General features: G+C 38.0%; 14 protein-coding genes. 8 read left to right on the plus strand and 6 right to left on the minus strand.

All coding sequences use genetic code 11. The features are described from left to right. Window positions 1-25: 25 nt before the first annotated feature. A complete protein-coding gene (locus tag JR347_RS12850; RefSeq protein ID WP_205721001.1) occupies window positions 26-961 on the plus strand; it encodes a TerC family protein in 936 nt (311 codons plus the stop codon). Between the two features lie 23 nt (window positions 962-984). Next, window positions 985-1,449, plus strand: coding sequence for a hypothetical protein (locus JR347_RS12855; protein ID WP_205721002.1), 465 nt, complete (start codon window positions 985-987; stop codon window positions 1,447-1,449). Between the two features lies 1 nt (window position 1,450). On the opposite strand, the gene JR347_RS12860 is transcribed toward JR347_RS12855, so the two are convergent. From JR347_RS12860 to JR347_RS12875, 4 genes are all read right to left on the minus strand, one after another. Next, window positions 1,451-2,227 carry a hypothetical protein gene (locus JR347_RS12860; protein WP_205721003.1) on the minus strand — a complete coding sequence of 259 codons (777 nt, stop codon included), beginning with the start codon at window positions 2,225-2,227 and terminating at the stop codon, window positions 1,451-1,453. Beyond that, window positions 2,227-2,871, minus strand: a complete 645-nt coding sequence (locus JR347_RS12865; RefSeq protein ID WP_205721004.1) for a L,D-transpeptidase — start codon at window positions 2,869-2,871, stop codon at window positions 2,227-2,229. Before JR347_RS12865 ends, JR347_RS12860 begins: the two co-directional genes overlap by 1 nt. Further along, the gene (locus JR347_RS12870; protein WP_205721005.1) at window positions 2,868-3,965 is read right to left on the minus strand and encodes a L,D-transpeptidase family protein; all 1,098 of its coding nucleotides are present in this window, start codon (window positions 3,963-3,965) and stop codon (window positions 2,868-2,870) included. Before JR347_RS12870 ends, JR347_RS12865 begins: the two co-directional genes overlap by 4 nt. Before the next feature lie 71 nt (window positions 3,966-4,036). Beyond that, entirely contained in the window at window positions 4,037-4,663 is a 627-nt protein-coding gene (locus tag JR347_RS12875; RefSeq protein WP_205721006.1) for a hypothetical protein, read from the minus strand. Between the two features lie 110 nt (window positions 4,664-4,773). Here JR347_RS12875 and JR347_RS12880 point away from each other — a divergent pair, with 110 nt between their 5' ends. Genes JR347_RS12880 through JR347_RS12890 form a run of 3 tightly spaced genes read left to right on the plus strand, consistent with a single transcriptional unit; the run spans window position 4,774 to window position 6,273 of the window. Further along, complete coding sequence (locus tag JR347_RS12880) at window positions 4,774-5,346, plus strand: RNA polymerase sigma factor (protein WP_205721007.1); 573 nt, start codon at window positions 4,774-4,776, stop codon at window positions 5,344-5,346. A gap of 58 nt (window positions 5,347-5,404) precedes the next feature. After that, window positions 5,405-5,803, plus strand: coding sequence for a hypothetical protein (locus JR347_RS12885; RefSeq protein ID WP_205721008.1), 399 nt, complete (start codon window positions 5,405-5,407; stop codon window positions 5,801-5,803). Further along, a complete protein-coding gene (locus JR347_RS12890; RefSeq protein ID WP_235689671.1) occupies window positions 5,803-6,273 on the plus strand; it encodes a DUF2061 domain-containing protein in 471 nt (156 codons plus the stop codon). Before JR347_RS12885 ends, JR347_RS12890 begins: the two co-directional genes overlap by 1 nt. 58 nt (window positions 6,274-6,331) lie before the next feature. On the opposite strand, the gene JR347_RS12895 is transcribed toward JR347_RS12890, so the two are convergent. Together JR347_RS12895 and JR347_RS12900 are read right to left on the minus strand one after the other, a co-directional pair. Beyond that, window positions 6,332-7,969, minus strand: coding sequence for an ABC-F family ATP-binding cassette domain-containing protein (locus tag JR347_RS12895; RefSeq protein ID WP_205721009.1), 1,638 nt, complete (start codon window positions 7,967-7,969; stop codon window positions 6,332-6,334). Between the two features lie 37 nt (window positions 7,970-8,006). After that, the gene (locus JR347_RS12900; protein WP_205721010.1) at window positions 8,007-9,977 is read right to left on the minus strand and encodes a DUF3352 domain-containing protein; all 1,971 of its coding nucleotides are present in this window, start codon (window positions 9,975-9,977) and stop codon (window positions 8,007-8,009) included. Window positions 9,978-10,285: 308 nt separating this feature from the next. Between JR347_RS12900 and JR347_RS12905 the strand changes: the two genes are divergently transcribed. The 3 genes from JR347_RS12905 to JR347_RS12915 are packed head-to-tail and all read left to right on the plus strand — an operon-like array spanning window position 10,286 to window position 13,355. After that, window positions 10,286-11,401, plus strand: coding sequence for an efflux RND transporter periplasmic adaptor subunit (locus tag JR347_RS12905; RefSeq protein ID WP_235689672.1), 1,116 nt, complete (start codon window positions 10,286-10,288; stop codon window positions 11,399-11,401). A gap of 2 nt (window positions 11,402-11,403) precedes the next feature. Next, window positions 11,404-12,663 carry an ABC transporter permease gene (locus tag JR347_RS12910; RefSeq protein ID WP_205721011.1) on the plus strand — a complete coding sequence of 420 codons (1,260 nt, stop codon included), beginning with the start codon at window positions 11,404-11,406 and terminating at the stop codon, window positions 12,661-12,663. Next, window positions 12,660-13,355: an ABC transporter ATP-binding protein gene (locus JR347_RS12915; RefSeq protein ID WP_205721012.1), complete on the plus strand. Its 696-nt coding sequence runs from the start codon at window positions 12,660-12,662 to the stop codon at window positions 13,353-13,355. The genes JR347_RS12910 and JR347_RS12915 overlap by 4 nt, the downstream gene beginning before the upstream one ends. Window positions 13,356-13,357: the final 2 nt, after the last annotated feature.

Here is a 13,357-nt window from a genome sequence, read left to right on the forward strand (position 1 = left end):
GTCTCAATAGTTGAAAAATACTGGCATGCTAACTTATTTGTGGATATTCTTTTCGATCCTAATCGTACTACTTCTCATCATTGATTTATTTGTTATCCACCGAAAGGATAAAGAAATTTCACTCAAGCATTCGTTAATAGAAACGGGTATCTGGATTCTGATTTCATTAGCGTTTAATGTAGTAATCTATTTTACTCTCGGAAGCAAAAGTGGCAGCGAATTTTTAACGGCTTATCTTATCGAAAAGTCATTGAGTGTAGATAATTTATTCGTATTTCAAATCATATTCACTTATTACTTAGTACCCGCCAAATTACAGCACAGAGTACTCTTTTGGGGTATTGTAGGTTCTATTATCATGCGTGCCATTTTCATCTATTTTGGAGTTAAGCTGATAGAAAATTTTGATTTTCTACTTTACATTATGGGCCTTTTTCTGGTTATAGCAGGTATCAAATTACTACTTGGCAAAGAGTCTAAAATCAATCCTAAAAATAATTTAATAGGTCGACTGATTGGCAATATCATACCGGTGATGAAAAATTATAATGGAAATCAATTTTTCGTTACTCGAAACTGGAAAGTTTATGCCACTCCTTTGTTCATTGTACTCGTTGCCATAGAAACTACGGATATAATTTTTGCTTTGGATTCTGTTCCTGCCATTCTAGGCATTACTGTCGATCCTTTCATTGTTTACACTTCTAATATTTTTGCCATTCTTGGCTTGAGAGCACTTTACTTTTCCCTGTCGGGTATTATGTCCCTTTTTCACTTACTTAAATATGGGCTGGGTGTGATTCTGGTATTTATTGGAGTGAAAATATTCTGTGAAGACTTTTATCATATCGATACTTTATACTCTCTGGGAGTAGTATTAACGGTACTTGTTGGTTCGATAGTGGGATCTTTAATGATAAAACCAAGACTGGCCAATAACACAGAAATACCTATACAATAACCTTATTACTTAACAATAAACGAATGAAAACAGCAGAAATAATTTTTGGAATATTTTTTACAGCGGCAATTTTTGGACCTTTGTTTTATCTATATCATTGGTCTAACAGAAGAAAGACTAAAATGGTGAATGCACTGCAATCTTTAGCCAAGATTCATAGCTTACAGTTATCTGAAAAAGAAGTTTGGAATGACAAAGGATTGGGTTATGATATATCCAAAAAGTCACTTATCTACATCGCTATTCAAAACCAAATAGTTACAGAAAAGTATATCAGTATCCTGGATGTTCACGAAATAAAGATTATTACCAACCGAGATGTTGTAACAATACAGTTTCTAAAACATAATCGCGAAGCCATCAACCTCGAAATCTTTAACACCTTATTTGATGAGCCACTAAATGGTGGATATCATTTATTACTGGCTAAAAAGTGGGTAGACTTGCTAAATAAAGACATTAAAACTCTTCCAAAGAAGGCGGCTTAACCTAGTAATAAACCACAATATAGGGTTCCTTTGGTAATGCCCTGTAAATAGAAGTCAGTGCAACATTATCGATTGTAATGGTTAACTCAGGTTGATATTCATAGATTTCAAGATGTAATATACCAACCATGATGCGATAAGTAGTAGCAGTTATTGAAGTCAGCCGATCGATTAAATAATTCCAACTTTGGATGAACCAACCTTCTGTATTGCTGCTTTCTAATGTCAGAAGCATACCATTTTCTGTAGCGTAATGGATGATTGCATTTTCAAAAATGGCTGAATCAGGTAGAGTGACCATTTTAGCCGCTTCTTCCGCATTTTTTGGAGCAATTTTTACCTTTATAGGTTCTTTTATAATGGTTGCAGCTACTTCTTTTGAATGTAATGGCCGCTGAAACTGATTATAAACAGTAGATGTGCTAATCGAAGTTAAAAAGTTATCTATATCATATTCACCAATATGAGTGCTGTAAAACTTCACTCCATTAATGGCAATGGAAACCGAACTATCTGGTAGCGAAATAATGAGATAAATTGAATCCTGAGTGCTACCAATGTCTAATGCCCTTAAATAGGCCAAATGCCTGACTAATGAATCCTGCGGATGTTCATAATCATAATTTTCTGAATTAACTCCCTGCCAACGCTTATTGACTTTATATGGCGCTGCAATGAGTTGAACTAATACAAGCACAAATACAATCGCTAAAAGGACTAATGCCAGCTTTTTTAATGAGCCGGGCTTCATTTTAAGTTGAGATAAATCGGGGAGCATTAAAATAGATATACTTTAGAACCAATATTTAATTTTTTATAGATGAGCGCGAGGTTTTCATCATTTAAACGAATGCAGCCATGGGTTACGGGCAAACCGATAAACCGCTGATATATAGTGCCATGTATGAGGTACCCGTCACCAAGACTCAATGCATAATCGCCTAATACACCATATTCAAACCTGGAAGAATGGTTGATAGCAGGCACAGGTAATCCTTCTTCAATAAATGCCCAATCTGGCTTTTTCCAAATCGGGTTTTTCTTCTTGTTTAGAATTTTAAATTCACCTTTGGGTGTCTTAAATATCCATTGTTGCAGATCGCCATTTTTGAGTAACACATAACTGCCGGTTGAACATTTACCTTGCGCCAGAAGTGTATCAGCCTCGTACAAATAAAATTCGTTTGCAGTACTGTTTACAACAAGGTAGTTAGATTTTGGCTTCAATTTGGTCAGCCGTTTATCTATAACTTTTAGCTCTGAATTAATCGCTTGGGTAAGCGAGTCAGCAAGAGCAGTACCCGGAGTGGATGTATTTAATGTAAGTAATGAAATTCCTACTTTAATTGCCAGGTAAATGGCAAGTGGGAGTAAGGCCACAGCTATTAGCTGAGGTTTGGAAAGAATTGCAGGTATGTTCATTTTACCACCATTAAATCTTCCAATGGCCGAGTAGATCCAACAATAACGACTGGTGTGTTCAATGGAATGAGTGCGAACATTTTATCCATATCATTATTTGTTAGCGCAACGCAGCCGTCAGTCCAGTCGATACCTTTACCACCATGCCCATGTATTTCTATTTCGCCACCAATGGCTACGTTTTTTGGAATGGCACCATCTTTAATTTTCTGCGCATGCCTTTTTTTATCATCTTCATTGGGGTAATTCAGTAGGAGGGCTTTGTAGTACTTGGTTTCTGCGTTCTGCTTTTTCTTAATTACCCGATATATTCCTTCAGGCGTAGTTTTATCCCCGGCATGTTGTTTATCGCCAATCCAATTATAACCTAACTCAATGGGGAGTGTTGCTAGGCACTTGCTGCGATAATACAATTTGCATTCCCTGTTCAGCTTATCGACTATCACGACATACGAATAATTGTCGGTTGCATTTTTTAAGGCATTACGTTGCAATGTCTCCCATAATTCAAAATCATTAAAATACTGCTTCAATGTGAAGCCTGAATTATTGATCATTTCAGTTATAAAATGTTCATAGTCAGTCAGTTTATTAATATCTATGACTGATTTATTCTTTAAAGCCAATTGCATTTCGTCAAGCATGAGGTTGGCTTCTGTAATTGTTTTACGCTCAGCTTCTTTAATTGGAAAATTCGAGTAAGTGTGTTTAAAATATTCATGCAAATCCCTTACTCTTTCATAGCTTTTCTGACTGGTCAGCCAGAAGTTCTTATCCTTTTCAAGGGCTATTTTTTGGGATAAATTGGTGTTCTTGATAGCCTCATTAAGCAGCAATTCTACATTGTCATACCTTCTGAAAAATGGCATTTTCTGATTTTCACTATCCAACAATAGCATTGCAGAATCGTAATTTACTTGAGCTAATTCAAACTGGTCTGTGGCTAACGCCTCAGCCTTGGCTCTTTTGGCAGTTAGTAAACCGCTTCTTGCTTCTTCCAGCAAAGAAAGTGGTGGCTGGGGCCAATCTACTATGAAAATGACTAATCCGAAGACCAGAATAATCAGAATGCTTATGATGAGGTATTTGCGCATAGTATCTAAAAAATCAAATGCCCCACTTGGTTATTAGCCAAAGGGGCATTATTCAAAACTCCACTACCAAATTATTTTTTAGCAGATTTATACTTGCTTGTAATATCTTTTAGCTCAGTATTAAGTGTTGTAGCTTTATCTTTAGCGACTGTTGCTTTTTCCAATGAAGGTTGTAACTGACCTTGCTCAAGTAAAGTATTAGTTTCTGTTAAAGTAGATTCAAGAACAGAAAGCTCACCTTTCATTGCTAATAAGGCAGTTGTACCTTCTTTGCCTTTAGGCGCTTCTGTAATTAGCTGCTGATTTTCAGCAATAAGTGCTTTCACCTCATTAATAGTGGCAGTTACTTTAGCTTTAACTTCTTCTTTTTTCACTTCAACATTGGTAGTAACCGTTGTAGCAAATGAAGAAACACCTTCTAAGTTTTTAATCGCATTTTGGTAGTCTTTAAAGAACTTACCGCTCTCTGCATCTACTGATGTCATAGCATTTTTCAACGAATCTTCAAGTAACTGATAGTTTTCAGCATCATACATTTCAGCTCCGCTTGTTTTAGCATTTTCCACTGCAGCACTTGCCTTATCAATAGCTTCTTTTGGTAACTCCTGACAACTTGTAAGCACTAAAATACCTGGTATAATAGCACTTAGAATTAAAATATTTGTTTTCATTATGTGATTTCCTAACTTATCCGCCATGTTTACTGGCGATGTAAAGAACTCTTAATTGCCTTTTAGACGTGAGAGTAACTGTAAGTAACGCATCATTCAAATAAATAATTTTTTAGCCTGAAAACTGTGAGCAAAACATGAAAGACCCCGGAGAGGAGAAGTTGGATGATAATGCACTAATAGGCCTTATTAAGCAGGGAGGGACAGGTTCAAGGTATTTTGAAATTGTATACCATCGTTATCATACCAAGGTTAAAAATAAATGCTATTCAATTGTAAAAAATAAGCAGGAGTCCCTTGACTTGGCGGAAGAGATAATGGTTAAAATTTATGAGAAGCTCGATTCGTATAAGGGCACTTCTAAATTTTCGACTTGGGTTTATTCACTTACTTATAATCATTGTATTGATTATCTGAGACTTAAAAAAAACCTGCATTATCCGAAATGGGATAATGATCAGGAAATGGCTATCGTGGCCGATACTACGGAGGAACTGGCAGAGGATATAAATTATGATAAGCTGATGCTGGTTTTGGAAGAATTACATACCGAAGAGCAGCTACTTATACGCATGAAATATGTGGATGAGATGTCATTAAAAACAATAGGCGAAGCTTTAAGAATAACAGAAAGTGCAGCGAAAATGCGACTGAAAAGGGCCAGAACCCGGTTATTATATCTTTATACAATGCGCTATATCAAGGGATAAGTAATATGCATATGTTACCAAATAGTAATTTATCGTCTAAATAAAGAATTAGGTTAATATGAGTGAAGGACTGATCAAAGCACTAATAAAACAAGGAATTAACCCGCCTAAAGCCTGTGCTAAAGCTTTTGAAGAGCAATTCAATGGGTCGACAAGTGTTGAGTGGTTTGAACAGGGTGCCGTCTATGAGGCTATCTTTTACAAAGATGACTTGGAGCATATTGCTTTATTTCATAAAAATGGACAACTCATTGAGTACAGAAGAACGGTGCCTCAGGGATTTTTACCACATTCTATCAGGCAATTAATACTAGAAAAAGGCGAAATTATGAATCGAGTGCTTCTGAATAGAGGGAATGAAATTTTGTATGAAGTCATTTATAGAGATTCAGACCATGTGCGCTTTATGATTCTTCTTACTGATCTAGGGCAGGTAATAGAGCATAAAAAACTCTGATGAACACAGTTTCAGCTGAAGGCAAGCAGCAAGTAATAATTAATACCTATTACCGAAGCCTTACAAAAGCCATTACCTGGCGGATTATAGGAACACTTGACACCATTCTTCTTTCCTATCTTATACTTGGCGACACCACGCTGGCGATGAGTATAGGTTTTACAGAACTGGCATCAAAAACATTTCTTTTCTTCATCCACGAACGTATTTGGAACAAAATCAGGTGGAAAGGAGGGGCCGTTGCCAGCCATCTCAGAAGTTTAATAAAAAGTATTTCGTGGCGTGTTGTAGGCACTATTGATACCATTGTGATTGCCATGCTATATACCAGCGATCCCTTTGCGGCTTTTACCATAGGTGGCATTGAAACTTCCACTAAAATAGCGCTCTTTTATTTGCACGAACGGGTATGGAGCAACATTAAATGGGGGCTTAAATTCGCTGATTTACATAAAGAACCACTTCAATAATCCACTTTGGTAGTGATGTAGCTGTAGGCATTCATAAATAAAGCGTATAGAAAACCAACTACTTCGTTCTTTCGATTTCCTTTAAATTCTCCATTTTCTTGTTACGCAAGAAGCCATTAATATCTTCAAAATGCTCTTTTACCTGTTTATTGCCAAATTCAAAGACTTTGTTGACAAGTCCGTCAAGGAAATCCCTGTCGTGAGAAACGAGGATTAGCGTGCCGTCAAAAGCTTTGAGCGCATCTTTGAGAATGTCTTTGGTTTTTATATCTAAGTGATTGGTTGGCTCATCCAATATTAACAGGTTTACTGGTTGCAACAACAGTTTAATCATCGCCAAACGAGTTCTTTCACCTCCAGACAGCACTTTTACTTTCTTCTCAATGGTATCGCCACTGAACATAAATGCACCTAAAATGTCTTTGATTTTTGTTCTGATGTCTCCTTCAGCGATCTGATCGATGGTTTGAAATACGGTTAAACTTTCATCGAGTAGGGAAGCCTGATTTTGCGCGAAATATCCAATTAAGCAATTATGCCCACGTTGCAGTGTACCTTCATGAGGGATTTCACCCATGATTGCCTTTACCATCGTGGATTTACCTTCACCATTTTTACCTACAAATGCCACTTTTTCACCTCTCGAAATAGTCATGCTCACATCTTTGAACACCAGATGATCATCATATCTTTTAGCCAAATCAATGGTAGTTACCGGATAACTGCCCGACTTTGGAGCAGGAGGGAACTTAAGGTTCAATGCTGAAGTGTCTACTTCATCTACTTCCACAATCTCCATCTTCTCCAGCATCTTTACGCGCGATTGCACTTGTAGCGTTTTAGAATAAGTGCCTTTAAACCGTTCTATAAACTGCTTAATTTCAGCTATTTCCTTGGCCTGATCGTCAAATTGTTTTTGCTGTTGTTCTCTGCGCTCTTTACGCAACTGAAGATAGTGGGTATAGTTGGTTTTATAATCGTAAATGCGGCCTTGTGTAATTTCTATGGTCCTGTTGGTGAGGTTGTCCACAAACATTTTATCGTGACTAATGACAATTACCGCTTTGGCGCTCGACTTTAAAAAATCCTCCAACCATTGTACAGATTCTATATCTAAGTGGTTCGTGGGCTCATCGAGCAGAATTAAATCAGGCTTCTGTAGCAGAATTTTAGCCAACTCAATGCGCATACGCCAACCACCACTAAATTCGCTGGTAGAGCGTTTGAAATCGCTACGCAAGAAACCCAGACCAAGCAATGTCTTTTCAATATCTGCATCGAAGTTAGTATCGGCTATGCTGTAATATTTTTCGCTTAGTTCAGATACTTCTTCAATAATTTTACTGTAAGCGTCTGACTCATAGTCCGTTCTGGTTTCAAGTTGTACATTCAGCTCCTCCATGCGTTTCTGCATGCTGGTAATGGCTGCAAAGGCTTTAGCCGTTTCTTCGAATACCGTGCAATTATCTTCAGTGAGCAAATGCTGAGGCAAATAAGCAATAACGGCATCATTAGGAGCTGAAATTTTGCCTTTGGTAGGTTTATTTACTCCAGCAATTATTTTTAATAGTGTGGATTTTCCAGCACCGTTTTTACCCATGAGGGCAATGCGATCATTGGAATTAATATTGAAAGTAATATCACTAAATAGGGTGGAGCCACTAAATTCTACACCAACAGCATCAACTGAAATCATATGAATTGAAATTTGGCCGCAAAGATATTGTTTTCTATCACTCCTTTATCTTCTTCACCAAATTCCCTTCGCTATCATAAAACTTCCAGGTGCCTACTTTTTTATCTTCTTTATACCTGCCCTTAATAATCAGATTCCCTAAACTATCATATTCGCTATAGCGCCCGTGTTTTAGGCCATCTTTTAACGACACCTCAAATTTCAATTGGCCGTTGTCAAACTCCTGAGTTAGTTTTTTGTCGTTGAGATCTTCAGGTAAGATATTTTCCACTGCAATAATATAATCGTCTTCCATGGCATCCTCTTCAGCAGTATCTTGTTCTGTAGCCAACGAAAGCTCTTGAAGCAAGGACTTCCAATTATCTTGTTCAATATTATTTAAATGCTTCATCTGTAAACGATAGGCTAGCAAATCATTTTCAGGCAGCAACTGTATGCCCAAGAGGGGAAAGCCCTCAATGTACTTCTTATGCTTTGATAATGCCGCCCAGGATTCGTTATCCATCACATTTTTAGCATCAGTGAGTAGTTCTTGGGCAGATACATATAAAAACAGATTCGATTCGTGCTTAAACTCTTCCATGAACTCTGCGTACTCTTTGGTGCTGTTCAACGTCTTATTTTCAACCGTAGCGGTAATGATTTTACCCAATGTTTTAGGGGAGTTACTAAACACAATGTAGTCTTCCAGTATCACATAGTAAGGCTTCTCGATAGAGGAAAACATCTTACCAAAAACCAATTTAAAAAGGCCTTTTATGGATAGAAACTTAATCTGATAGCCTTTATAATCAATACCCTTAAATTTTACCGGTGTCTTACGTCTGATTTTCTTTTCAATATAATCGAGGTTTTCGTTTAAATCATCTACATCGTTATACCTGATGGCTACAGCTAACTCTATGCTGTTTCTGTTACTACTGGAATTGAGTTGTATTAGCCCAATTTCATTGTCGATCCAGCTGATAATGTTCTCTTCTATGGAAATATCCAAAAACTTCTCTAATCGCTCTTTATTGGATTCATATTCCCCTTCACTTTCATCGTTTTTGAGGATATTTTCGAGGTTCGCATAAAAGCTGCGCGCATCACTAAAACCCAGACTTGTAAACGCAGAAGCATTTTCCGGTACGATGGCCCCCAGGTTAATTTCTCCTTTGCCTGTTTTTAGCAGCGCCTGCACCATGTTCGGTTTGCTATCAGGTTCATCAGAATAGCCATGTACGCTAATATAATCATCACCAACAGCAAGATTCAGGCCTACGTAATCTGAGTACGTTAGAAATTGCAGGTTTTCTTTTTGTGCTTCACTTGATGTGAATTTCTCTAAAAAGGTCTTGAAATTTTTCTGATGAAAGTAGATAGTAGGGGAGTTTACTTCCATGTATTTGCTGATTTCTACAAAATTCAAATCCCTGGCAATCAATGGTTTAGATTTTTGCTTAATAGATTCCTCAATAAGTGTATGCGTGGTTGAAAATAGAAGTAGGTTATCTACCAGGCTTAGGTAATAGATTTCCGGGTCATCATAATACGAAAATTCGATAATCTCAGAATCGAGATACTTTCTATTGAAAATCTTGGCTTCATCACCAATGAACTTGTCGAGATAGTTTTTGAGAAAACCCAACTGGGTAGCTTTTTGCAAATCGCAGGTGACCAGAAAATCGTATTTATTGCTGCTTACAGGATGGTACGACAAAACTATAGGCCTGTTAGCCACAAGACTCCAAAGGCCTTCATTCTTTTTAATTTCAGCATTCAGGCTATCCACACTTTGGCCTATTGAAGCCAATACCGGATTGGATTTTAAATATTCCCAAATCTCGTTGTTGGTTAATTCTTTCCATTGCGCGAGCGGCTCCTCCATACTGATAATGAGGGCAGCACTGGCAGGTACCGCATTCATAGGATTATTCTTTTCTACCGGGCTTAGCTGAAAGAAGTAGAAATACACAGCACCTAACAAGCCCACCAAAACAACAAAAACAATGAGGAATTTCTTCATGGAAAATATTGGAAATAATATCGTACAATCTTATAAAATATTGTTGACAGGCGCACTTGTAATTCACATGAATTCAAGCCAACAGGTTAAGTTGTATTGCCGGTTACAGACACTCCGGTAAGAAGAAGTAAAATAAATTTGAATTCAATTGATCCTTTCAGGTATATTTTGAGTCTTACCCACAACAGGCTCATTTGATTTAAAGGTTTCCGTTTTTCTACAAGCTGATTATTATCATTAACAAGAATGACCTAGCGAACCATTAAATCAATAATAGGTGCCGATATTAGCAATAGAAATCAACTACTATGAATAAAATAAAGCTTGTTTCCAGCCTTCAAACAGTAGGCGGATTACTCGTTTCTTTTCTCATCGCATTGGTTCTTTTATCCGGCTGTTCAAAGGATGAAAACTCAGTTACACCTTCATTGAAGCAAATCACGGAATCGGTTTATGCTTCTGTAACCATTGAACCAGACAGTATGTATGAGGTTCATTCGGTGGTAAGTGGAATTATTGCCAACATACTGGTGAAGGAAGGCGATACGGTGGATTTAGACCAACCCATCGTACAAATAGAAAATTCATCGAGTAAATTAAATTTAGACAATGCGAGGCTGGCACTTCAGCTGGCTAAAGACAACCTGCAAGGGACAGGCTCACCACTTAAGAGCATGAAGGATCAAATCGAATCGGCAAGACTGAGATATGAGCAGGATTCAGTGGATTATTTTCGCCAAAAACGACTTTGGGAACAAAATATTGGTACAGCCCGCCAATACGACCAAAGCAAACTGGCCTATGAGATAGCCAAGCAAAACTTATCTGCATTAAAGAAAGAATACAGCAGAACAGAAACAGAACTAAAATCGGCTGTGAAGAATGCACGCAATAATTACGAAAATGCGCGCATAGGAAAAGAAGACTTTACTATTACCAGCCGACTGAACGGCAGGGTCTATGAAATTTTCAAAGAACCCGGGGAATTGATTAGTCCGCAAGAGCCATTGGCCACTATAGGCAATAGCAACTCCTACAAAATTAACATGCTCGTAGATGAAGTAGACATTGTAAAGGTTGAGGCCGGACAAAAAGTAATAGTACTGCTCGATGCTTTTGATAACCAGCCATTTGAAGCTCATATTACCCGAATACTACCTCAAAAAAACAATCGCACCCAGACCTTTTCCGTGGAAGCTGATTTTCTATCGCCACCAAAAAATTTGTACTCCGGTTTATCGGGCGAAGCAAATATTATCATCAGCAGAAAAGAGGCCTTAGTCATCCCCAGAAGGTATTTGTTGGAGGGTAATAAAGTAAAAACAAAAGAGCGCGAAGTTTCTGTTACAACAGGAATAGCTACAATGGAATTCGTTGAAATTCTTTCTGGTATTGACTCAACCACCCAGATTTACTTACCATAGCTATGAACTGGCCGGTAATTTTATCCATATCAAAAACACACCTGGTATCAAGGCTGAAACAATCGAGCATTGCGGCCTTAGGTGTAACTTTTGGTATTGGTACATTCATTATACTGGTAAGTTTTATGACAGGACTCAACAACTTGTTAGATGGCTTAATACTTAACAGAACGCCTCACATCCACATTTATAACGAAATTAAACCAACCGAAAAACAGCCCATCGATTACATTTCTGATGTTGATCAAACGATTAATAAAATATACTCTATCAAACCTAAATGGAGCCAGGAGAGAATTCATAATGCAGTGCCTTTATTAAACCACCTGAAAGAAGACGAACGCGTAAAAGGTGTTGCTCCACTAGTTCGGGCGCAGGCATTCTATTCTGCAGGCTCTTTGCAAATTAATGGCGTTCTCAACGGAATTGACATATTGGAAGAGGTGAGGCTTTTTAAGCTTGACGAGTATATTTTTGAAGGCGATGCCCAGGCATTAAGGCGTACTTCCAACGGGATACTCATGGGCATTGGAGTAGCGCAAAAATTATCGCTCAAAGTAGGGGACAATGTGCAGATAATTTCAAGTAAAGGTGACATTTTTCCACTCAAAATTGTCGGTTTTTACCAAAGTGGGTTAGCAGAAATTGACAACACTCAGAGTTATGTCAACCTAAAAACAGCACAACAGATACTAGGCGAGGGCGAAAGTTACATTACAGACCTTAACCTAAAGCTTTATAACATAGAAGATGCCGTTCCCATGGCTGCAGAAATTGAACGAAACTATAAGCTAACCGCGGTAGACATTAAAGAGGCCAACGCACAATTTGAGACAGGCACATCCATACGTAATATCATCACTTATGCCGTTTCCATTACATTGTTGATTGTGGCGGGCTTTGGCATCTATAACATCCTTAACATGCTGATCTATGAAAAAATGAATGATATTGCCATTCTCAAAGCCACTGGATTTTCCGGTCGCGATGTGAAGTATATATTCATCACCCAGGCCATGCTTATTGGTTTGGTAGGAGGTACGCTGGGGCTCATCTTTGGCTATGGCATATCTACCGTCATCGATCATACACCCTTTGAAACCGAAGCCCTACCTACCGTAAAAACATTTCCGGTAAACTGGAACCCTGTTTATTATGGCATAGGAATAACCTTTGCGTTGGTATCTACCTTTTTGGCTGGCTATCTGCCATCCAGAAGGGCTGAAAAAATAGATCCTGTCGAAATAATTAGAGGCCAATGAGTACAGCCAAGCCAGATAGCATCCTCAGAGCAGATCATATCAACAAATATTTTCATGATCCCGTGGAATTTCATGTGCTCAAGGATATTTCTTTAGAAATTAAAAAAGGCGAATTTGTGTCTATTATGGGTAAGTCGGGCTGTGGCAAATCAACATTGCTCTATATTTTATCTACGATGGATACAGACTACACTGGTAATCTTTATTTGAAAGATAAATTACTGAATGGTGAAACAGGAGATGAACTGGCAAGAGTACGCAATGAACATATCGGCTTTATTTTTCAGTTTCACTATTTGCTACCCGAGTTCACCATCTTACAAAATGTGATGTTGCCCGCATTAAAACTAGGTAAGAAAACACGGGAAGAGATAGAACGTGATGCCATGGACAAACTCAATCTTTTAGATATTGGCGAGCAGGCACATAAGCTGGCATCAAAGGTATCGGGTGGGCAAAAACAGCGTGTGGCTATTGCACGAGCTCTTATCAACAGCCCGAGTATAATTATGGCTGACGAACCTACGGGCAATCTGGATAGTAAGAACTCCGATAATGTGTTTAATATCTTAAAAGACCTCAGCCATAGCGAAAACCTTTCCTTGTTGGTGGTTACGCATGATGACGATTTCGCCAAGCGCACAGACCGAGTGATTACGATGGAAGATGGTAAAATATTATCACACTATTGATA

This window comes from Fulvivirga lutea, assembly GCF_017068455.1.
GTDB classification, from domain to species: domain Bacteria; phylum Bacteroidota; class Bacteroidia; order Cytophagales; family Cyclobacteriaceae; genus Fulvivirga; species Fulvivirga lutea.

What these genes read in the sequence shown, in the direction of transcription:
- JR347_RS12850 (WP_205721001.1), top strand. Translation starts at nt 26, where the DNA reads ATGCTAACTTATTTGTGGATATTCTTTTCGATCCTAATCGTACTACTT.
- JR347_RS12855 (WP_205721002.1), top strand. Translation starts at nt 985, where the DNA reads ATGAAAACAGCAGAAATAATTTTTGGAATATTTTTTACAGCGGCAATT.
- JR347_RS12860 (WP_205721003.1), bottom strand. Translation starts at nt 2,227, where the DNA reads ATGCTCCCCGATTTATCTCAACTTAAAATGAAGCCCGGCTCATTAAAA.
- JR347_RS12865 (WP_205721004.1), bottom strand. Translation starts at nt 2,871, where the DNA reads ATGAACATACCTGCAATTCTTTCCAAACCTCAGCTAATAGCTGTGGCC.
- JR347_RS12870 (WP_205721005.1), bottom strand. Translation starts at nt 3,965, where the DNA reads ATGCGCAAATACCTCATCATAAGCATTCTGATTATTCTGGTCTTCGGA.
- JR347_RS12875 (WP_205721006.1), bottom strand. Translation starts at nt 4,663, where the DNA reads ATGGCGGATAAGTTAGGAAATCACATAATGAAAACAAATATTTTAATT.
- JR347_RS12880 (WP_205721007.1), top strand. Translation starts at nt 4,774, where the DNA reads ATGAAAGACCCCGGAGAGGAGAAGTTGGATGATAATGCACTAATAGGC.
- JR347_RS12885 (WP_205721008.1), top strand. Translation starts at nt 5,405, where the DNA reads ATGAGTGAAGGACTGATCAAAGCACTAATAAAACAAGGAATTAACCCG.
- JR347_RS12890 (WP_235689671.1), top strand. Translation starts at nt 5,803, where the DNA reads ATGAACACAGTTTCAGCTGAAGGCAAGCAGCAAGTAATAATTAATACC.
- JR347_RS12895 (WP_205721009.1), bottom strand. Translation starts at nt 7,969, where the DNA reads ATGATTTCAGTTGATGCTGTTGGTGTAGAATTTAGTGGCTCCACCCTA.
- JR347_RS12900 (WP_205721010.1), bottom strand. Translation starts at nt 9,977, where the DNA reads ATGAAGAAATTCCTCATTGTTTTTGTTGTTTTGGTGGGCTTGTTAGGT.
- JR347_RS12905 (WP_235689672.1), top strand. Translation starts at nt 10,286, where the DNA reads ATGAATAAAATAAAGCTTGTTTCCAGCCTTCAAACAGTAGGCGGATTA.
- JR347_RS12910 (WP_205721011.1), top strand. Translation starts at nt 11,404, where the DNA reads ATGAACTGGCCGGTAATTTTATCCATATCAAAAACACACCTGGTATCA.
- JR347_RS12915 (WP_205721012.1), top strand. Translation starts at nt 12,660, where the DNA reads ATGAGTACAGCCAAGCCAGATAGCATCCTCAGAGCAGATCATATCAAC.